Consider the following 19650-nt stretch of genomic DNA (forward strand, 5'->3'; position numbering starts at 1 on the left):
AAGCGATTCTTTTCTTGACCTTTGCGGTGTATTAGGAGACCATCACGCTTATGACCGATGATCGTCCCGTCTATCTCCGCCTGCGCGACCGCATCGCCGCGATGATCCTCGAGGGTCGGGTCCGCGACGGCGATCCGCTCCCGTCGGTGCGCAGCCTCGCGGCCGATTTCGGCGCCAATCCGCTGACGGTGGCGAAGGCCTATCAGACCTTCCAGGAAGAGGGGCTGGTGACCGTGAAGCGCGGCGTCGGCATGTTCGTCGCCCCGGGTGCGGCCGATCGTCTGCGCACCGCCGAGCGCAAGGACTTCCTCGAGAATCGCTGGCCGCGCATCGTCTCGCACATGCGCATGCTCGGGCTCGACACCGAAGACCTGGTCGAGCGCGCGCTCGCCTGATTGCGCCTGGGCCCGATTCTTCGACCAACACGACAAATCCGTCGACCGGGATTCTTGCCCCGTAACGACCGGCGCCCCATATCGGGCCGCGGCGCAGGGCCGCGAAAGGACGAGACTCGTGACGATGACTCCGCTGCGTGCGTTCCTGATCTCCTTCTCGGCCGGGCTGCTTGCCCTGGTCGCCGGCCAGGCGATCCTGTCGCACATGCTCGCGACCCCTCCGGAGGCACCCGCCAAAGGGCCGATCAAGCCGCCGATCGCTTGATTTCGAGACGTCGCTGCCGCACCATGGGGTCACAGGTGCGAGAGGCCGCAAGATGACCAGATCGTTCCCCATCACTGCCGCGACCTTGATCGGCGCGGCCTTCCTGCTCTCCGGCTATGCCGGCGGCGGGCGCGTTGCCGCCAGTCCCGCGACCGTGCCCTATGTCTGCCAGAACGGGCAGGCGGCGAGCGCGATCTACGAGAATGGCGGCGATTTCCTCCATGCCAAGGTGCTGCTCACCTATGACGGCCGCACCACCGAGCTCGAAGCCGCGCCGACCCAGTTCGGCGTCCGCTACACGAGCGCGCCGGCGGCAGGGAGCGCACAACATCTTTCCTGGTCGCTGCAGGGCGAGCAGGCATTCCTCACCGAGGTTGCCGATCCGGCGGACGTCACCACGCCGGGCCGACCGATCGCGCAATGCCTGCGCCAGCGCGGCATGCAGATGGCGAGCCGTTCCGAGGGCGAACACTAGGCAGGTGTGACCCTTTTGCCGCAGTGCAGTGGCCGTTCAGCGGCGGGCCATTGACGGGGCATTAAAATCCTGCACCTGCACGCTTATGTGGGCGCCTTCGGTCTCAATGGGGCCGTCGGTTGCGGGGTTGTCGAGCGAAATAGATGGTGATGAACAAGCGGAGGCTGTGGGTGATTGGCGCGGTCAGCGCCGGATTTGCCTGCGGGATGCCTGCCACGGCCCAAAACAGCGTGGTCGCCCAGCCTGCCCCGACCCAGAATACGCCGTCTCCGGTGATCGGCCCGCCGCAGCTGCGCGACTTCTCGCTGCAGCCGCAGGAGCGGATCGTCACCCAGCCGCAGCCGGCGCCACAGGCGCCGCCGGTTCGCGTCGCCCCGCCGTCGCCCGTCGCGACCCGGCCCGCACAGTCCCAGCCCCGATCGTCAGCCCCGTCTGCCACGACGCGGCCGGCACCGCAGGCGTCGGCGCCACAGCAACAGGCGCCCGCGCCCTCGGCGGGCGCCCCGCTGCCCACCATCGTTCCGCCAACCAACGAGCCGGCCCCGCCGCCCGCCGAGGCGCCCGCACCGATCCCGAGCCTTCCGGCACCCGCACGCCCGGCCGAGGAGAGTGGCGCGCCCTGGTGGCTCTATGCGCTGCCGGTGGCACTACTCGCGCTGATCGGCGCCGCCGTGACCTTCCGCCGCCGCCGTCGCGCCGGCGAGGAAGGGTGGGCGGAGGAAGCGGCGCCCGTCGCTGCCGCCGCGCCGCCCCCACCGCGCCTCGAGCCCGGCGAACGGCCATGGATCGAGCTCGATCTCAAGACCGATCGTGCCTCCTTCACGGCGACCGAAGCCAGCATCCAATTCCAGCTCGAGATCCGCAACGCCGGCAAGACGACGGCGCGCAACGTCCGCATAGACGTGAAGATGTTCAACGCCGGCGCCGAGCAGGACAAGGAGATCGGCGCCTTCTTCCGCACCGCCGGCCGCCAGAGCACCAAGCTCAGCCTGCCGGGCATCGCCACGGGCGCCAGCGGTACGATCCGCGGCGAGGTCGCGATGACGCTGGAGGAAATGCGCGCCGTCCGCCTCAACGATCGCATGCTGTTCATCCCGGTGGTCGCGGTGAACGCGCTCTACGATTGCGGCGACGGACGTACCGGACAGAGCTCCAAATCCTATGTGGTCGGCCGCGAGCTCCAGCAGCAGACCGACAAGATGGGCGCCTTCCGCGTCGATCAGGGCCCCCGCATCTGGCGCACCGTCGGCCAGCGCCCGCACAAGCTGACCCGGCGGGTCTAGCGGGGCGTAGGCAGGCGCATAAGCCGTTCGGCGAGTCTCGTCGCTTCGGCGACGGTGAACGAGCCCGAGATCATGATCTGCCTGCCTTCGATCGGCTCCGCCAGGATGGGACTGGCGATGACCTCGCCATCGAGGCTGATTTCGATGACCTGGTGGAGGCGGCCTTCCTGCGCGCGCGCAAATTTCGCGTGACCGGTTTCGCTCAGCGTCAGGACCACGATGGGCACGGCTGTGTAGCTGTCAAAGTCCTGGGTCGCTGCGGCGACATCCTCCCGACCGAAGGAGATGCCGCCGATCCACAGGCCCGGCCCGCTCTGCTGGGTTGTGGCCTGCCCGGGCTCGGGCAGGCCTGACGGCTCCGGATCGTTCTGCGCGGTCGCGGCCAGGAGCAGCAGCATGGGAAGAATCGACATTCTCGCCTCCAACAATCAGGCTGCGAACACGTCCTCTTCAATAGAATAGAGGATCCCCGCGTCTGCCACCGCCGCTGCCTTCAATCCACTGGCTTCCGGCACAACCTGATGCAGATAGAATCGCGCCGCGGCCTGCTTCATCGCAGCAAAAGCGGGATCGCCTTCATGTGTGTCCAGCGCCGCCCACTGCCGCACCATTAACCAAGCGGACGTGGCGACCGAGAGCATCGTGAGAAAGGGGTAGGATGCGGCCAGCCGGTCGTCCGGCCCCGCCGACAGCAGATGAGTCGCTACCTCCTCGCAGTCCGCGAGCAGATTCTTCAGCGTCGGTTCGCCCCCCGCGTCCGTCCGAATATCGGCGAGCAGCCGCCGCAGCACGCCGCCACCCTCCATCGCCAGCTTGCGCCCGACCAGATCGGCAGCCTGGATGCCGTTCGTGCCCTCGTAGATCGGCGAGATGCGCGCGTCGCGGTAGTGCTGGGCGGCGCCGGTCTCCTCGACATAGCCCATGCCGCCATGGACCTGCACGCCGAGGCTCGTCACCTCGACCCCGACGTCGGTGCCATAGGCCTTGACCAGAGGCGTCAGCAGGTCCGCCCGTGCCCGCGCCGCCTCGTCACCGAGGCCGGCCCGGTCGGTCTGGCCGGCGCAATAGTAAGTGAGGGCGCGGGCGGCCTGGGTCAGCGCCTTCATTCGGAGCAGCATGCGGCGCACGTCCGGAAACTCGATGATCCGCGCCGGCCGGCCCTCTCGGCTGCCTTGCACGCGCTCGCGGGCATAGGCGACCGCCTGCTGCGTCGCGCGCTCGGCGATCGACACGCCCTGCAGGCCGACATTGAGGCGGGCGTTGTTCATCATCGTGAACATCGCCGCCATGCCCTTGTTCTCCTCGCCGATCAGCCAGCCGGTCGCGCCGCCCTCGTCGCCGTAGGACATGACGCAGGTCGGTGAGGCGTGGATGCCGAGCTTGTGCTCGATCGACACGCAGCGCAGGTCGTTCCGCGTCCCGTCCGGCAGGATCTTGGGCACGAGGAAGAGCGAGATGCCCCGCGTGCCCTCGGGCGCGTCCGGCAGCCGGGCGAGGACGAGGTGGACGATGTTGTCGGCCAAGTCGTGCTCGCCGAAGGTGATGAAGATCTTCTGCCCGGTGATCCGATAGGTGCCGTCGCCGGCCGGGACGGCGCGCGTCTTGAGCGCGCCGACGTCGGAGCCGGCCTGCGACTCGGTCAGGTTCATTGTGCCGGTCCATTCGCCGGTGACGAGCTTCGGCAGCCATGCGTCCTGCAGCTCGGGCGAGCCGTGATGGCGCAGCGCCTCGACCGATCCCGGCGTCAGCATCATCACCAGCGAGAAGCCCATATTGGCGGAGCCCAGGTCCTCCATGACGACGGTGGCAAGGGTCAGCGGCAGGCCCTGGCCGCCTTGTTCGGGCGGACCGGCGAGCGTGCCCCAGCCGCCCTCGACATAAGCGCGATAGGCCTCCCTGAAGCCGGGCGGCATGGTGACGCCATCAGGCGACCATTGCGCGCCGATCTCGTCGCCGCTGCGATTGAGCGGCGCGAACTCGCCCGCGGCGAAGGCGCCCGCACCTTCGACGATCGCGTCGACCAGGTCGGGGGCGGCTTCGGCGAAGGCGTTATGGCCGGCCAGCTCGTCCATGCCGACGATGTGGCGTAGCAGGAATTTCTGTTCCTCGACCGGCGGCGTGTAGCCCATGACCCCTCTCGCATGTTGCGCTGTGCTTTGCGCGGCTATAGCGCGGGCCGGTGAGCGCGCAAAACACCCGCGTCCTGCCCTTCGGGCCCGAGGCCGTCGCCGAGGCGGCGCGGCTGATCGGCGAGGGGCAGCCGGTCGCGGTGCCGACCGAGACAGTCTACGGTCTGGCGGCCGATGCGACAAATGGCGAGGCGGTGGCGCGCATCTATGCCGCCAAAGGGCGGCCGAGCTTCAACCCGCTCATCGTTCATGTAAGAAATCTTGATCAAGCTACTGAATTTACTAGTTTTGATGAAGAAGCCTGCGAGCTCGCTACGCGCTATTGGCCTGGTCCGCTCACACTGATCGTGCCGCTCAAGGAGAATATCCCGATCGCGTCGCTGGTGACAGCGGGTCTCGCCACCGTCGCCGTTCGCGCACCGGCGCATCCCGCCATGCAGGCACTCCTCGACGCGGTCGGCCGGCCGCTCGCCGCGCCGTCGGCCAATGCGAGCGGCCGGATCAGCCCGACCCGGGCCGATCATGTCCTGGCCTCGCTTGGCGGCCGGATCCCGTTGATCGTCGATGCCGGCCCGACCCGACATGGCATAGAATCCACCATCGTCGCGGCGACCGGCGGGCCGCTGCGCCTGCTGCGGCCGGGGCCGATCGACTTGGGCCTCTCCGTGGCGGCGGCCAGGGTGATCGAGGCGCCGGGCCAACTCGAAAGCCATTATGCCCCGGAAAAGCCGCTGCGCCTGGATGCCAGGGCGGCCGAGCCCGGCGAGTGGCTGATCGGGTTCGACGCGGTGGCCGGCGACGTCAGCCTCAGCCCGTCCGGTGATCTCGTCGAAGCGGCGGCACGGCTGTTCGCGCTGCTGCATGAGGCCGATCGTCAGGATCGCCCCGCCATCGCCGTAGCGCCGATCCCCGAACAAGGTCTCGGCGCCGCGATCAACGATCGCCTGCGCCGCGCCGCCGCGCCGCGGGGCAGGGGATGATCCCCATCGCGATCCAGGCAGGCCTCTGGGGCCTGCTCAGCGGGTCGGCGCTGTTGCTGGGCGCGCTGGCGGGGTGGTTCGCGCCCTTGTCGCGCCGGACGATCGCCGCGATCATGGGGTTCGGGGCGGGCGTCCTCATCTCGGCGCTCTCCTTCGAGCTGATGGACGAGGCCTGGCAGCGCGTCGATGCGGCGGGCGGCGGTTTCTGGCCCGTCGCTGCCGGCTTCCTCGGCGGCGCCGTCATCTTCACCGCCTGCAATTTCGCGCTTGGCCTGTGGGGCGCGCGGCACCGCAAGCGCTCGACCCTCGCGCATCGGCGCAAGGACACCGACCGGAACGCCAGCAATGGCGGCGCGCTGGCGATCGGCGCGCTGCTTGACGGCATTCCGGAATCGATCGTGATCGGGGTCAGCCTGCTCGAAGGGGGCGGGGTGGGCGTGGTCGCGGTGGTCGCGGTCTTTCTCTCGAACCTGCCCGAGGGCCTGTCGAGCGCCGCCGGCATGAAGGCCGAGGGCCGGACGGCCGCGTTCGTCTTCCTGCTCTGGTCGGGCGTGGCGCTGATCGCGGGCCTCGCCGCCTGGCTCGGCTATGTCGTTTTCGCCGGCGCCGACCCGGCTCTGATTGCCGCGGTCCAGGCGGTGGCGGCCGGCGCGATCCTCGCCATGATCGTCGACACGATGGTGCCGGAGGCCTTTGAAGGCACGCACGATTTCGCCGGCCTCATCGCCGTCGCCGGCTTCCTCGCCGCCTTCGCGCTGTCCAAGCTCGCCGGCTGACACCCAACCATCGGAGTAGGACGTGACCACTTCCTGGAACGCCAATCTTGTCGCCGAGCGGGCAACCTTCGTCACCCATCTCGAATGCGGGCTGACCGGCCGGCGCTACGAGGCTGACCGTCTCCACGGCCTCTCCGAGGCGGGCCGCCCGTTGCTCGTCCGCTACGACCTTGCCGCCGCCTCCCGGGAACTCACGCGCGAAACGCTCGCGCAGCGCCCCCGCGATCTCTGGCGCTGGCGCGAGCTGCTGCCGGTCCGCCGGACCGCCAATATCGTCAGCCTCGGCGAGGCGGAGACGCCGCTCGTCGCGCTGGATGCGATGGCGCGCCGCCTCGACGTCGCCGACCTGCTGGTCAAGGACGAGGGCCGCCTGCCGACCGGCTCGTTCAAGGCGCGGGGCCTCGCGCTTGCCGTCTCAATGGCGAAGGAGCTCGGTGTCAGGAAGATCGCGATGCCGACCAACGGCAATGCCGGCGCCGCGCTCGCCGCCTATGGCAGCCGTGCCGGGATCGAGACGATCGTGCTCTGCCCGGAGGACACGCCGGAGGTGAACGTGCGGGAGATCGCTTTCCAGGGCGCGCGCGTCTACCGGGTCAACGGCCTGATCGACGAATGCGGCGCGATCGTTGCCGACGGTGCCGCGAAAGGCACCTGGTTCGACCTCTCGACGCTGAAGGAGCCCTACCGGATCGAGGGCAAGAAGACGATGGGGCTGGAGCTCGCCGAGCAGCTCGGCTGGCAGCTTCCCGACGTCATCTTCTATCCGACCGGCGGCGGCACCGGATTGATCGGCATGTGGAAGGCGTTCGACGAGCTCGAGGCGCTCGGCTTCATCGGACCGGAGCGGCCGCGCATGGTCGCCGTCCAGGCCGCCGGCTGCGCGCCGATCGTGAAGGCCTTCGAGGATGGCGTCGAGCATGCCGCGCGCTGGGAGAATGCCCGCACTGTCGCGGCGGGCATTCGCGTGCCGAAGGCGGTGGGCGATTTCCTGATCCTGCGCGCGGTACGGGAAAGTGGCGGCTTCGCCATCGCCGTCCCGGACGAGGAGATTGTCGCCGCCACCGAGGCGGCAGCGCGGGATGGCGTGCTGCTCTGTCCGGAAGGCGGCGCGACGCTCGCGGCTTGCATGCGGGCGCGTTCCCAGGGCCTGATCGCCCCCACGGACCGCGTGGTGCTGTTCAATTGCGCAACCGGCCTCAAATATCCGATGCCGGACGAATCGCGCCGGCTCGACCGGCACGCGGCGATCGACCCGTTCGCGCTCTAAGCGGTGGCGTCCGCCTTTACCCGCGCCGCGAAGCTCTTTCTTAGCTTCTGGAGCTTGGGCGGAATGATCGCGAGGCAGTAGGGATTGCGCTGGCCTTCGCCCTCCCAATAGTCCTGATGATAGTCCTCGGCGGGATACCAGTCGCCGAGGGGCTCGATCGTCGTCACGATCGGCGCCGGCCAGTCCGGCTGGGCGCGCGCGATCGCCGAGCGCGCAGCCGCCTCCTGCCCCGGCGAATGCGGGAAGATGGCGGAGCGGTATTGCGTGCCGATATCGTTGCCCTGGCGATTGAGCTGGGTCGGGTCATGGGTCGCGAAGAACATATCGAGCAGGTCGTCATAACTGACCTGGGTGGGATCGTAGGTGATCCGGATCGCTTCGGCATGGCCGGTATCGCCGCCGCACACCTGCTTGTAGGTCGGGCTGGGAACGGTGCCGCCGGTATAGCCGCTCTCGACCTTCTCGACGCCGATCACGTCCTTGAACACTGCTTCCGTGCACCAGAAGCATCCGCCGGCCAGAGTCGCCTGCTCGATCGCCATGTCAGTCTCCTTGCGCACCCGCGCCGGGCGCTTTTTCGCGTCTCAGGCGGCCTGGCCGGTGGTGGCCGGTGTGAGGCCCGCCTCGATCGCCAAGGTAAGCGCTTCGGCGAGATTTGCGACCTCGAGCCGGTCCATCATGTTGCCGCGGTGCATTTCGACGGTGCGCAGGCTGATGCCGAGCCGCTTGGCGAGCTGCTTGTTGGATTCGCCGGCGAGTAGCCCCTCCAGCACCTCGGTTTCGCGCGCGGTGAGCTGGTCAACCCGCTCACGCGCGGCGCGCCGCCGCCGGCTGGTCGCCTCGCGCTCGCCCAGCAGGTTGAAGGCATTGTTGAGGCAGCCGAGCAGCGCCTCTTCCGAGAACGGCTTCTCGATGAAGTCGACCGCGCCCTGCTTCATCGCCCGGACCGCGACCGGCACCTCACCATGACCGGTCATGACGATGATCGGCCAGTCGACATCGCGCCTGGCGAGCTCTGCCATCACCTGAAAGCCGTCCATCTGCGGCATGCGCAAATCGAGCAGGACGCAGCCGGGGGAGAGGTCCGGCACTGCATCGAGGAAGTCCATGCCCGATCCAAAAGGGTGCGAGCGGGTCTCCGATGCGGCCAGCATGAAGCTCAGCGAGCGGCGGACGTCGCGATCGTCGTCCACCACATAGACATAATGAGACTCGCCGGCCTGTTGCTGTGCCGAAACCATGGCGTTGCAAATGACCATTTCGATCCGAAAGAGCAACCCGTCACAATCGCGATCACGCGTGAAAATGCGCAGGAAAATGGGGCGCCAAAGATCTGCAACCCATTCGACGCGCGAAGAAAACGCTTCGTCGACGGGGCGGCCAGAGCGTTAACCAATCACCCCGCATTGTGCGGCGAAGCGCGGCTCAGTCGCGGTAGACGGATGGAACGCTTTGGTTCTTCTCATTGAGACGAAAGGGGAAAAACCCTAGCTTCCTGATCCGAGCGGAGGGATTTGGATGACATTGTCGCGTCGGCAGATGATCGAGGCTGGAGCCGCCACGGGCGCGCTCGCCTTGATGGCCAGCTCGCCGCTGCTTGCGGCCACGATCGATCCCGACGGGATTCGGCGCCGTCCCGACATGGATCCGCAACCGGCGCAGCCGCAGGCCGCGCGTCCGCGGGTCATGGTCGATCCCACCGTCGATCCACGCATCGTCCAGCGCGCGCGCGCGGCGTTCGACCGGCACCGGTCGCAGATCCGCGACACCAATGTCGTCGGCATCGTCGACTTCACCAAATATTCGAGCGATCCACGCTTCTACCTGCTCGACACCAACACCGGACGGGTGACGCGACACTTCGTGTCCCACGGCCGCGGCTCCGATCCCAGCCACACCGGCTTCCTGCAGCGCTTCTCGAACCTGATCGGATCGGAAGCCAGCTCCGACGGCTCCTACATCGTGGGCGACTATTATTACGGCCGCTATGGCCGCTCGATGCGGGTGCGCGGACTCGATCCGTCGAACAACAACGCCGAGGCGCGGGCGATCGTCGTCCACACCGCCTGGTACGCCGAGCCGGAGGTTATCGCCCAGCAAGGACGCCTCGGCCGCAGCGAGGGCTGCTTCGCGCTGCCGAACCGCAGCCTTCAGGAAGTGATGGCCCGGCTCGGACCCGGCCACTTCCTCTACGCCGACCGCATTCGGTCGATCTAGCCCCAGCCTCCGCCTAGTCCGCGCTGGCGACGGCGGTTCGGCCGCCGTTCAATGCCCGGCGCACGGCGGCATCGCGACCATAGATGTCGGCATAGGTGACGATGTTGCCGTCGGTGGTCGCCGCCGCGGTGAAATAGGCGATGTAGACCGGGATCGGCTGGGCGAGCGGCACTTGCTGGGTGCGCCCGGCGTCGATCGCCGCATCGATCGCCGCGCGGTCCCACTGGCCGGTCGAGGCAAGCAGCTCGGCGGCGAAGTCGCGGACATATTGGGTGCGGATGCAGCCATGGCTGAAGGCGCGCACCGGCCGGCTGAACAGATTCTGCGCCGGCGTGTCGTGCAGGTAGATCGCATGCTCGTTCGGCATCTCGATCTTCACCCGGCCGAGCGAGTTGCCCGGTCCCGGCCGCTGGCGCGCGATCGTCATGCCGCCGTTGCGGGTGACGACATAGCTGCTGTTGAAGCGCCCGCCCATCTCGCGGATGATGCTCTGCGGCAACGTCCACCAGGGATTGAGGGTGACGGCGGTGACGGTGGCGCTGAGTGCAGGCGTCTGGGTCCGGCGGGCGCCGACCACGGTGCGGTGGCGGCGCGTCACCCGGCCGTCATCGACGATCGCGGCGGTGAAGGCCGGCACGTTGACCAGCAGGTGGCGCTGGCCGAGGCTGCGCGGCATCCAGCGCCAGCGCTCCATATTGGCGCGGATCAGCTCGCGCCGCGCGGTGTCCTCCTCCGGCGCCATGGCGAGCGCGCGCCTGAGGCCGGCATATTGCGGATGGGTCGGCAGCAACGCGTTCAGGATTCCGGCTACGCCGCCGCCGGCAGCGCGGGCGAGCAGCTGCTGCTGCTGGTTCCCGTCGATCGAGCTGTCCGGCATATACCATTCGCCGCGCGCATCGCCGCGCACCGCGCCGCCGCTGAGGTCTGCCGTCAGCCTCAGGAAAATCTCGGTCGCGGCCGGGCCGACCGAGGCATCGTCGCCAGTGGCGAGCGCCGCACGCAATTGCTGCGGTTCATAGGCGGCGGGGTCGAGGCCCTCCTGGCCGATCGCTTCGACATAGCTGAGCAGCTCCTCGGCCGCCGCGCGCTGCCAGATCACCGGAACCGGCGCCACCGGCTGATAGCTGAGCGGTGGCGGCGCCTGCACGGGCACCGGCTGCGCCTGCTGGGCGAAGGCGGCCGTCTGGATGGCCCCGGGCATGGTGGGCGAGGCGAGCAACAGCGCCAGCGCCGAAAGTTTGAACATTTTGGTCATATCCCACTTTACGACAGCACGCTCCGGGGCGCCAGACCGACATATGTCCTATCGGACCGTGCCATCGGGGCGTGACAGGACCGCGTCAGGGGCGCTGCGGTGGACCCAGCCGAAATAGGCGGTCGGCAGCGCGAACAGGGCGTGCAGCCAGATGTCGTTGCCGTAGAGCGGCAGCAGATTGCTGAGGGCCGGCACGAAGCCGAGCAGGGTCAGCAGGATGAGGATGCCGGTCATAAGGCGCAGGTAGCGGGCCGCCGTCCGCGCGCCGCGCGACCAGAACAGGCCCCAAAGTCCGAGCACGGCGTGCAGGATGTTGTCGCCCGCATTGACCGGAAACAGGCCGAACAGCTGGTCGTGCGGCGTATCGACGGAGAGCGGATGGATGTCGGCACTGGGCACCAGCAGGGCGGGGACGAAGCCCAGCGCGGCGCCGAGCAGCAAGATGCCGCCGAGCAGGACCGCGAAGGTCCGCGTGCTCATGCTCCGGCTCACCGCCAGGTCTGCCGGCCAATGATCGTCACGCGCCGTCCTCCAGCAGCCGGTCCTCGCGGCTGGTCGCGTCATCCGCCTCGAAGCCCGAGCGCTTCGCCACCGTCGCGGTGGCGGCGACGTCCATGCTGACATTGCCAAGCGTGCGGACGAGATCGGGCAGCACCTCGACCGCGATCAGCAGCGCGAGCGGCTCGATCGGCACGCCCATGGCGAGGCAGATCGGCGCGATCGAGGTGATGAAGGTCGCCTGTCCGGGAACGCCGGCGGCACCCATGGTGGTGGTCGCGGCGGCGGCGACGCCCATCGCCATCTGCGCCGGGGTCAGCTCGATGCCGAACCAGTATGCGATGTAGATCGCGACCGCGAGGTTCATGACCGGCCCGGTCGCGCGGAACACCGCCACCGCCATCGGCAGGGTGATGCCCGAGGCGGCGACCGGGACGTCGAGCTTGTGCGCCGCGCGCAGCATCGCCGGCAGGCAGGCGAGCGAGGACTGGGTGCTGAGCGCGATCGCCTGGCTCGGCGCGACCGCTTTGGTGAAGCGGACGAGAGAGACTTTCGCGCCGACCGCGGCCAGCGGCCAGGCGGCGAGCCAGACCACGGCGCCGACCGCCGAGACGATCAGGACATAATGGAGCAAGGCCCCGAACGCCGATCCACCGGCGCGCACTCCCACCACGTAGGCGAGGGCGAACACGCCGATCGGGGCGATCCACAGCACCCAGCCCACGACGACCAGCATCGTATCGGCGAAAGCCTGGAACAGGCCGACCAGTTTCGTGCGGGGCTCTTCCGGAAGGCGGGTCAGCGCGAAGGCGAAGACCAGGGTGAAGACGATGAGCGGCAGGATCGCGTCCTGGGAAGCGGCCGCGATCGGGTTGGTCGGCACGATCCCGCGCAGGAAATCGGTAAAGCTCGGCGCTTCGCCCACCGGCGCCGTGGTCGTCAGCGCATCGCGGAGCGCGGCGGCCGATTCGGCCGGGAGCGGGAAGAGGTTGAGGAATAGTGGCGTCAGCAGCGCCGCGGTGAGCGCGGACGCCCAGAGCAGGACGACGAACAGGACGAGCGCCCGGGTCGCCAGCTTGCTCGCCCGCGCCGCCTCTGCCGACGCGGCGATGCCGGTCACGATCAGCGAGACGACCAGCGGCACGATCGTCATCTGCAGCGCACTCAGCCACATGCCGCCGATCGGCTCGGCGACGGCGACGGCGCGGGCGGCGAAGGTGCCGGCCCAGGCAACGCTCGCGATCCCTGCAACGATACCGACGACGAGGGCGAGAAGAATGCGGGTGGGCTGCGACACGCGAACGTCTTAACCGGCTCCGCGCGATGGCGGAAGAATCACTTTTGGGTTGATTCTCGTCTTTTTCACGCGACTGAGAAAAGAATGACGCGCAAATATTTCGGTACCGACGGCATTCGCGGCCGCACCAACCAGTCCCCGATGACCGCCGAGATGGCGCTGAAGGTCGGCCAGGCGGCCGGCGCCCATTTCCTGCGCGGCGACCATCGCCACCGGGTGGTGATCGGCAAGGACACCCGCCTGTCCGGCTATATGATGGAGACCGCGCTCGTCGCCGGCTTCACCAGCGTCGGCATGGACGTGGTGATGGTGGGGCCGGTGCCGACGCCGGCAGTGGCGATGCTGACCCATTCGATGCGCGCCGATCTCGGCGTGATGATCTCGGCCAGCCACAACAAGTTCGCCGACAACGGCATCAAGCTGTTCGGCCCGACCGGCTACAAGCTCTCCGACGCCGACGAGGCGGCGATCGAGGCCCTGCTGGAGCAGCCGCCGAAGCTGGTGCCGGCCGAGGCGATCGGCCGCGCCAAACGAATCGAGGACGCCCGCGGCCGCTATATCCACGCCGCCAAGGCGACCTTCCCGCCGCGCCTCACCCTCGATGGTTTAAAGGTTGTCATCGACTGCGCCAACGGCGCCGCCTACCAGGTCGCGCCTTCGGCGCTGTGGGAACTCGGCGCCGAGGTGACGGCGATCGGCGTCGCGCCGAACGGGCTCAACATCAACGATGAATGCGGCTCGACCGATACGGAGCTGCTCCGCACGACCGTGGTCGAGACCGGCGCCCATGTCGGCCTTGCGCTCGACGGCGACGCCGACCGGCTGATCGTCGTCGACGAGAAGGGGGCGATCGTCGACGGCGACCAGCTCATGGCGCTGATCGGCGCCTCCTGGCACCGCCGCGGCGTGCTGAAGGGCGGCGGCATCGTCGCCACGGTGATGTCCAATCTCGGCCTGGAGCGCTTCCTGGACGGGCAGGGACTCATCCTCGAACGCACCACGGTCGGCGACCGCTACGTGCTCGAGACGATGCGCGCCAAGGGCTACAATGTCGGCGGCGAGCAGTCCGGCCACATCATCCTCGCCGATCACGGCACGACCGGTGACGGTCTGGTCGCAGGGCTGCAGGTGCTGGCCGAGCTGGTGCTCGCGGGCAAGCCGGCGAGCGAGCTCCTGAACCTGTTCGAACCGCTGCCGCAATTGCTCAGGAACGTGCGCTTCTCCGGTGGCGCCCCTCTAGACGCCGATGGCGTCAGGGCGGCGATCGCAGACGGCGAGGCGCGGCTCGACGGTCGTGGCCGGCTGGTGATCCGCAAGTCGGGCACCGAGCCGCTGATCCGGGTCATGGCCGAGGGCGACGACGAGGCGCTGGTCGCCGACGTCGTCGACTCGATCTGCGCCGCGGTGCAGGCCGCCTGATGCTGGAGCTTCGCCCCGATTGCGAGCGGTGCGGCCGCGACCTGCCGCCCGAAGCCGACGCGCGCATCTGCACCTTCGAATGCACCTTCTGCGCCGGCTGCGCCGACGGGCCGCTCGCCGGAACCTGCCCGAACTGCGGCGGCAATTTCGAACGCCGCCCGATCCGCCCGGCGCATCTGCTGGAGAAATATCCCGCTTCGACGGAGCGGAAGGGCCCAGCGTGAAACCCTTCCTGGTCATTGCGAGGAGCCCTGCGGCGTCGCTCAGGATAAACTGCCACTTCGCGGCCGCGACGCGGCAATCCAGCTGGCCTCGGAGGCTGCACTGGATTGCTTCGCTCCGCTCGCAATGACGGCACCGTGAAAACGCCGCGCATCCTGATCATCGCCGGTTCGGATTCCGGCGGCGGCGCCGGCATCCAGGCCGACATCAAGACGGTGACGATGCTCGGCGGCCACGCCATGACGGCGGTCACCGCGATCACCGCGCAGAACACGTTGGGCGTGCAGGCGGTGCTGCCGATACCCGCCGAGATGGTGATCGCGCAGATCGACTCAGTCGTGAGCGACATCGGCGTGGACGCCGTGAAGATTGGCATGATTGGCTCGCCGGAGATCGCCAACGCCGTGGCGGATCGGCTCGAACATCTCGCCGCGCCGATCGTGTTCGATCCGGTGATGGTTGCGACCAGCGGCTCGGTGCTGGCCGACGCGGCGACGGTGACAGCTTTCGGCAGGCTGATGCGACTGGCGTCTGTCGTTACGCCGAATACACCGGAGCTTGAGAAACTTTCCGGCACCAGAATCGAGACTTTCGAGGACCGATATTCGGCTGCCGAGATACTCATTCTGAAACACGGCTGTCGGGCAGTTCTGGCGAAAGGCGGTCACTTTCCGGGTATCGAGATTCAAAGCAGCGACATTGCCACCGGAGAAACACGGATTCGATCGACTGAAGATGAACTGTTCGATGCACTCTTTTTCGCGTCGGACGAAGGGCAGGCATTAGAAGTCGGTTTTTCCCATCCGCGTATCCAGACTCGACATACGCACGGCACTGGATGCACCCTCGCCAGCGCAATCGCAGTCGGCCTTGCCCGGGACTACGATCTTGATCGAGCTGTGATGAACGCGCGGGACTATGTGCAGGCCACGCTGCGCGCCGCGCCGGGTTTTGGAGCTGGGCATGGCCCGATCGGACACGCGCTTGGTGAAGCGCCCTTCGACCTTATCCACAGGAAAGATAATTGAGATTCCAGCTTTCGCTGGAATGACGATGGGTGCAGATTCTAGGCTGATGGTGATGGGCCGTCCCTGCTTCAAGCTCGAGAAGCTGCATCCCGATCCGCTTGCGGGGGTGGACGAGGCGGGTTGCGCGCCGCTTGCCGGGCCGGTGGTTGCCGCCGCCGTGATCCTCGATCGCGAACGCTTCCCGCGCGGCATCGACGATTCCAAGGCGCTGCCGGCCAAGGCGCGCGAGGCGATCTGTGCGCGGCTGCGCAAGACGGCGGTGGTCGGCGTCGGCATCGCGACGGTCGAGGAGATCGACACGATCAACATCTTCTGGGCGCGGATGCTCGCGATGCAGCGCGCGGTCGATGCGCTCGGGGTCGAGCCGGCGATGGTGCTGGTCGACGGCAACCGCTGTCCGGACTGGGAGCGGCCAAGCCTCGCGATTGTCGGAGGCGATGCCAGATGCCGCTCGATCGCCGCCGCCTCGATCGTCGCGAAGGTGACGCGCGATGCGATAATGGCCGACTATGCCCGCGCCTGGCCCGGCTATGGTTGGGAGACCAACCAGGGCTATCCGACCCCCGCCCACCAGCGCGCGCTGCGCGAGCTCGGGCCGACGCCGATTCACCGGCGGAGCTTCGCGCCGGTGCGGCAATTTACCCTCGACCTGTGAGTCTTTCGCGCCACACCCACCGCTAATGGAGTCCACGCCGGTTCACGCGCCACAACATTTGGGGGCAGACTCCTTTCGTTCTCCCGCCTTCCGCCCTGTCTCAGATTCGAACCCCTAAACCTTTGAACTTGACCGCGGAGTCCTGAAGACTCAGCATAAGGTCCAGGACTTCGAAGGGGGCATCTGCATGGGCGTGCTGGGACGTGTCGACACGGCGGTGAAGTCGCGCCAATCAGCCGCGCCCTCGCCCGATCTCCCGCTGGAGCAGATCCTGCAGGACGATTGCGTGAAGGCGATGGCGCGTCTCCCCGACGCCTCGGTCGACATGGTCTTCGCCGATCCGCCCTACAATCTGCAATTGGGCGGCGATCTGTTCCGCCCCGAGGGCAGCCGGGTCGATGCGGTCGACGACGATTGGGACAAGTTCGACACGTTCGAGGCGTATGACGCCTTCACCCGCGCCTGGCTCAGGGAGGCGCGCCGTATCCTGAAGCCCAACGGAACGCTCTGGGTGATCGGTTCCTACCACAACATCTTCCGGGTCGGCGCGGCGCTGCAGGACGCCGGCTACTGGATCTTGAACGATATCATCTGGCGCAAGTCCAACCCGATGCCGAACTTCCGCGGCACCCGCTTCACCAATGCGCACGAGACCCTGATCTGGGCGTCGCGCAGCGAGGACAGCCGCTACACGTTCAACTACCGCGCGATGAAGGCGCTCAACGACGAGCTCCAGATGCGCTCCGACTGGGTGATCCCGATCTGCGCCGGGGCTGAGCGGGCGAGGGACGGGGAGGGGGCCAAGGCGCATCCGACCCAGAAGCCCGAGGCACTGCTCTACCGGGTTCTGCTCGCCTGCACCAACAAGGGCGATGTCGTGCTCGATCCCTTTTTCGGCACCGGGACGACCGGCGCGGTGGCGCGGCGGCTCGGGCGGCACTGGATCGGGATCGAGCGCGAGACCCGTTACATCAAGGTCGCGCGGGAGCGGATCGAATCGACGCTGGAGCTGGACGAAAGCGCCATGAAGGTGATGGCCTCGCGCGCCACCCAGCCGAAGGTGCCGTTCGGCGCGATGATCGAAAGCGGGCTGATCGTGCCGGGAAGTCTCATGACGGACAGCAAGCGCCGCTGGCAGGCGCGCGTCCTCGCCGACGCGACGCTGGAGCATGGCGGCCAGCAGGGCTCGATCCACAAGATCGGCGCCGCCGTCCAGGGCGCGCCGAGCTGCAACGGCTGGACCTTCTGGCATGTCGAGGAGGCCGGAACGCTGATGCCGATCGATACGCTGCGGCAGAGATATCTGGCGAATCTCGCCTGATTTTCCTTCGTCATTCCAGCGAAAGCTGGAATCCCTCTTCCTTCTTCAGCTTAGAAAATGAGATTCCAGCTTTCGCTGGAATGACGAGGGGTTGATGAGCGAGCGAATCTATATCCGCCCCACCGGGTTCGTCGATGCGCCGTTCGGGCATGACGGCAAGGTCGCGCGGCTGGCCGGCGGATTGCTGTGGTTTTCGTCGGTCGAGATCGTGAGCGAGGGCGCCGCGGAGCTGGCGCCGGTCGAAGGCATCGAGGTGCGGCTCGATGCTCTGGGAGATCAGGCGCGCGCCGTCTGGGCAAATCTCACCTCGCCGCGTGCGCCGCTGACCCTCGGCGACCGGACGATCCGGCTTGACCAGCCGCAGGTGATGGGCATCCTCAACGTGACGCCGGACAGCTTTTCCGACGGCGGACGATTTGACGATACCGAAGCGGCTGTTGCGGCGGGCCATGCCATGGCGGCGGCCGGGGCGGCGTTGATCGACGTCGGCGGGGAATCGACCCGGCCCGGCGCCAAGCCGGTCTGGGAGGGTGACGAGATCGGGAAGGTGGTGCCGGTGGTGCGCCGGCTCGCCGCGTCCGGGACGGCCGTGTCAGTGGACACCCGCAAGGCCGCGGTGATGGAGGCGGCGATCGTGGCAGGCGCGGGGCTGGTCAACGACGTTTCGGCGCTGACCTGGGATCCGCACGCCCCGGAGATCCTCGCGCGGACCGGATGTCCGGTCGTGCTGATGCACCATCTGGGCGATCCCGAGACGATGCAGGACAATCCGCGCTACGACCGGCCGGTGCTCTTCGAGGTCTATGACTGGCTCGCGGCGCGGATCGAGGCGGCGGTGGCGTCGGGGATCGCGCGGGAACGGATCATCGTCGATCCCGGTTTCGGCTTCGGCAAGACGCTGCAGCACAATCTCCAGCTGATGAACGGCCTCGCCATCTTCCACGGTCTCGGCTGTCCGGTGATGCTCGGCGCCAGCCGCAAGCGCGCCATCGGTGCGCTGTCGAACGAGGCGCCGGCGGACCGAAGGCTTGCCGGCTCGCTGACGCTCGCGCTCAAGGGCGCGGAGCAGGGCGCGCAGCTGCTGCGCGTCCACGACGTGCCCGAGACGCTTCAGGCGCTGCGGGTCTGGCGGGGCTTGCGCGACGCGGCGCTGACGCCGTCCTGAGCGGCGAGGTGGCGCTGCCGCTTGCCACGGGCAATCTCGGTTTCGAGCGCGTCGAGCTTGCTCTCCCAGAAGACACGGAACCGCCCGAGCCACCGGTCGACCTGCTCGAGCGGCGCGGTGTCAACCGCATAGACGCGGCGCTGCGCCTCGGCGCGCACCGTCGCGAAGCCGCTGTCGCGCAGGACCTTGAGGTGTTGCGAAACCGCCGGCTGGCTGATCCCGAATTCGCCCCCGACGATCTCGACCAGCTCGCCGGACGCGCGTTCGCGCTCGGCGAGCAACTCGAGGATGCGCCGCCGGACCGGGTCGCCGAGGACGTCGAACGCGTGCATCAGCCTCCGTAGAACTGGGTCGTGCGGTCCGCCGCCTCGGTCGCGGCCTCGGCATCGGTGCCGTAGGTGATCGAGGCGTCGCGCCAGTTCGTGCTGCTGCCGCGCGCGAAATCCTTGTAATTGTCGCTCTTGACCCATTCCGTGTCGGTTTCGGGCGGCTTGTCCCAGCCATGCTCGAGATGCTCGGCAAGGCCGAGGAAGGAGAGATCCCAGCCGATTCCGACCGCGCCGGGGCCGTACTGGTTCCAGAATTCCTCCGACTTCTCGTCGAGCGGCGCCGCATGTTCGAGCTCGAGCCGCGTCGTGCCGCCGGCTTCCTCGGCGAGGGTCAGCGACACCCACGACATGCCGCCGCCGAACTCCCAGGTCACGGCGAGGCGGCGCGGCGGGGCGCATTCCTCGATCGTGCCGCCGGCATTGCCCTCGATCTGGTAGCGGCCGCCGAGCTTCAGGTCGCCGCTCACCGGCGAGAACCAGCGCGGGATGCGCGCCGGATTGGTGACCGCGTCCCAGGTGTCGTCGATATCGGTGCTGAAGCTGCGGCTGGCGCGCACGATCCGGGTCGGCTGGCCGTCGCGCTCGCCGCCCACAACTTCCCTGGTGATCGCGCCGATATGGCGTGGGACATCGAATTCCATCACTCTCTCCTTCGTCGTGATGGCGGGCGCTAT

The 19650-nt window shown here is 68.1% G+C and carries 23 protein-coding genes; 14 read left to right on the top strand and 9 right to left on the bottom strand.

The genetic code is table 11. The features are described from left to right. Positions 1 to 50: 50 nt before the first annotated feature. The 4 genes from RCO27_RS16855 to RCO27_RS16870 all read left to right on the top strand — a co-directional run bounded on the left by RCO27_RS16855 (position 51) and on the right by RCO27_RS16870 (position 2418). Positions 51 to 395 carry a GntR family transcriptional regulator gene (locus RCO27_RS16855; RefSeq protein WP_309003864.1) on the top strand — a complete coding sequence of 115 codons (345 nt, stop codon included), beginning with the start codon at positions 51 to 53 and terminating at the stop codon, positions 393 to 395. Between the two features lie 118 nt (positions 396 to 513). Beyond that, entirely contained in the window at positions 514 to 660 is a 147-nt protein-coding gene (locus RCO27_RS16860) for a hypothetical protein (RefSeq protein ID WP_309003865.1), read from the top strand. Between the two features lie 52 nt (positions 661 to 712). Continuing rightward, positions 713 to 1135: an MliC family protein gene (locus RCO27_RS16865; protein ID WP_309003866.1), complete on the top strand. Its 423-nt coding sequence runs from the start codon at positions 713 to 715 to the stop codon at positions 1133 to 1135. Between the two features lie 206 nt (positions 1136 to 1341). Continuing rightward, the gene (locus RCO27_RS16870) at positions 1342 to 2418 is read left to right on the top strand and encodes a hypothetical protein (RefSeq protein WP_309003867.1); all 1077 of its coding nucleotides are present in this window, start codon (positions 1342 to 1344) and stop codon (positions 2416 to 2418) included. Here RCO27_RS16870 and RCO27_RS16875 read toward each other — a convergent pair. Further along, a complete protein-coding gene (locus RCO27_RS16875; RefSeq protein ID WP_309003868.1) occupies positions 2415 to 2816 on the bottom strand; it encodes a hypothetical protein in 402 nt (133 codons plus the stop codon). The genes RCO27_RS16870 and RCO27_RS16875 overlap by 4 nt on opposite strands. Positions 2817 to 2846: 30 nt before the next feature. Continuing rightward, on the bottom strand, positions 2847 to 4547 hold the full coding sequence (locus tag RCO27_RS16880) for an acyl-CoA dehydrogenase (RefSeq protein WP_309003869.1): 1701 nt from the start codon (positions 4545 to 4547) through the stop codon (positions 2847 to 2849). Positions 4548 to 4597: 50 nt separating this feature from the next. Here RCO27_RS16880 and RCO27_RS16885 point away from each other — a divergent pair, with 50 nt between their 5' ends. From RCO27_RS16885 to RCO27_RS16895, 3 genes are read left to right on the top strand one after another with little or no spacing between them, the layout of a single operon-like run. Next, on the top strand, positions 4598 to 5527 hold the full coding sequence (locus RCO27_RS16885) for an L-threonylcarbamoyladenylate synthase (RefSeq protein WP_309003870.1): 930 nt from the start codon (positions 4598 to 4600) through the stop codon (positions 5525 to 5527). After that, positions 5524 to 6303 (top strand): ZIP family zinc transporter, encoded by a 780-nt coding sequence (locus RCO27_RS16890; protein WP_309003871.1) that lies wholly within the window; start codon positions 5524 to 5526, stop codon positions 6301 to 6303. Before RCO27_RS16885 ends, RCO27_RS16890 begins: the two co-directional genes overlap by 4 nt. A gap of 22 nt (positions 6304 to 6325) precedes the next feature. After that, positions 6326 to 7570, top strand: coding sequence for a threonine synthase (locus tag RCO27_RS16895; RefSeq protein WP_309003872.1), 1245 nt, complete (start codon positions 6326 to 6328; stop codon positions 7568 to 7570). Here RCO27_RS16895 and msrA read toward each other — a convergent pair. Both msrA and RCO27_RS16905 read right to left on the bottom strand, forming a co-directional pair. After that, complete coding sequence (gene msrA, locus RCO27_RS16900) at positions 7567 to 8112, bottom strand: peptide-methionine (S)-S-oxide reductase MsrA (protein WP_309003873.1); 546 nt, start codon at positions 8110 to 8112, stop codon at positions 7567 to 7569. The genes RCO27_RS16895 and msrA overlap by 4 nt on opposite strands. A gap of 42 nt (positions 8113 to 8154) precedes the next feature. Beyond that, positions 8155 to 8811 (bottom strand): response regulator, encoded by a 657-nt coding sequence (locus RCO27_RS16905; RefSeq protein ID WP_309003874.1) that lies wholly within the window; start codon positions 8809 to 8811, stop codon positions 8155 to 8157. A 298-nt stretch (positions 8812 to 9109) separates the two neighbouring features. On the opposite strand from RCO27_RS16905, the gene RCO27_RS16910 reads away from it, so the two are divergent. Continuing rightward, a complete protein-coding gene (locus RCO27_RS16910; RefSeq protein WP_309003875.1) occupies positions 9110 to 9787 on the top strand; it encodes a murein L,D-transpeptidase catalytic domain family protein in 678 nt (225 codons plus the stop codon). 13 nt (positions 9788 to 9800) lie between these two features. On the opposite strand, the gene RCO27_RS16915 is transcribed toward RCO27_RS16910, so the two are convergent. From RCO27_RS16915 to RCO27_RS16925, 3 genes are read right to left on the bottom strand one after another with little or no spacing between them, the layout of a single operon-like run. Next, complete coding sequence (locus RCO27_RS16915; RefSeq protein WP_309003876.1) at positions 9801 to 11033, bottom strand: L,D-transpeptidase family protein; 1233 nt, start codon at positions 11031 to 11033, stop codon at positions 9801 to 9803. Between the two features lie 57 nt (positions 11034 to 11090). Continuing rightward, positions 11091 to 11522 carry a DUF4383 domain-containing protein gene (locus tag RCO27_RS16920; RefSeq protein WP_309003877.1) on the bottom strand — a complete coding sequence of 144 codons (432 nt, stop codon included), beginning with the start codon at positions 11520 to 11522 and terminating at the stop codon, positions 11091 to 11093. A 37-nt stretch (positions 11523 to 11559) separates the two neighbouring features. Further along, entirely contained in the window at positions 11560 to 12837 is a 1278-nt protein-coding gene (locus RCO27_RS16925) for a cation:dicarboxylate symporter family transporter (RefSeq protein WP_309003878.1), read from the bottom strand. An 84-nt stretch (positions 12838 to 12921) separates the two neighbouring features. Between RCO27_RS16925 and glmM the strand changes: the two genes are divergently transcribed. The 6 genes from glmM (at position 12922) to folP (ending at position 18647) form a co-directional block, all read left to right on the top strand. Further along, a complete protein-coding gene (gene glmM / locus RCO27_RS16930) occupies positions 12922 to 14256 on the top strand; it encodes a phosphoglucosamine mutase (RefSeq protein ID WP_309003879.1) in 1335 nt (444 codons plus the stop codon). Further along, a complete protein-coding gene (locus RCO27_RS16935) occupies positions 14256 to 14480 on the top strand; it encodes a DUF1272 domain-containing protein (RefSeq protein WP_309003880.1) in 225 nt (74 codons plus the stop codon). The genes glmM and RCO27_RS16935 overlap by 1 nt, the downstream gene beginning before the upstream one ends. A gap of 135 nt (positions 14481 to 14615) precedes the next feature. Beyond that, positions 14616 to 15506, top strand: a complete 891-nt coding sequence (thiD, locus tag RCO27_RS16940; protein ID WP_309003881.1) for a bifunctional hydroxymethylpyrimidine kinase/phosphomethylpyrimidine kinase — start codon at positions 14616 to 14618, stop codon at positions 15504 to 15506. Between the two features lie 52 nt (positions 15507 to 15558). After that, positions 15559 to 16161 (top strand): ribonuclease HII, encoded by a 603-nt coding sequence (locus tag RCO27_RS16945; RefSeq protein WP_309003977.1) that lies wholly within the window; start codon positions 15559 to 15561, stop codon positions 16159 to 16161. Positions 16162 to 16348: 187 nt separating this feature from the next. Beyond that, a complete protein-coding gene (locus RCO27_RS16950) occupies positions 16349 to 17482 on the top strand; it encodes a site-specific DNA-methyltransferase (RefSeq protein ID WP_309003882.1) in 1134 nt (377 codons plus the stop codon). Between the two features lie 94 nt (positions 17483 to 17576). After that, positions 17577 to 18647 (top strand): dihydropteroate synthase, encoded by a 1071-nt coding sequence (gene folP / locus RCO27_RS16955; protein ID WP_309003883.1) that lies wholly within the window; start codon positions 17577 to 17579, stop codon positions 18645 to 18647. Here the strand turns inward: folP and RCO27_RS16960 are convergent. Both RCO27_RS16960 and RCO27_RS16965 read right to left on the bottom strand, forming a co-directional pair. Continuing rightward, a complete protein-coding gene (locus RCO27_RS16960) occupies positions 18593 to 18979 on the bottom strand; it encodes a metalloregulator ArsR/SmtB family transcription factor (RefSeq protein WP_309003884.1) in 387 nt (128 codons plus the stop codon). The two genes, folP and RCO27_RS16960, sit on opposite strands and share 55 nt — an antisense overlap. Continuing rightward, positions 18979 to 19617: an SRPBCC family protein gene (locus RCO27_RS16965; RefSeq protein ID WP_309003885.1), complete on the bottom strand. Its 639-nt coding sequence runs from the start codon at positions 19615 to 19617 to the stop codon at positions 18979 to 18981. The genes RCO27_RS16960 and RCO27_RS16965 overlap by 1 nt, the downstream gene beginning before the upstream one ends. Positions 19618 to 19650: the final 33 nt, after the last annotated feature.

The organism is Sphingosinicella sp. LHD-64 (assembly GCF_031157375.1).
Lineage (GTDB): Bacteria > Pseudomonadota > Alphaproteobacteria > Sphingomonadales > Sphingomonadaceae > Allosphingosinicella.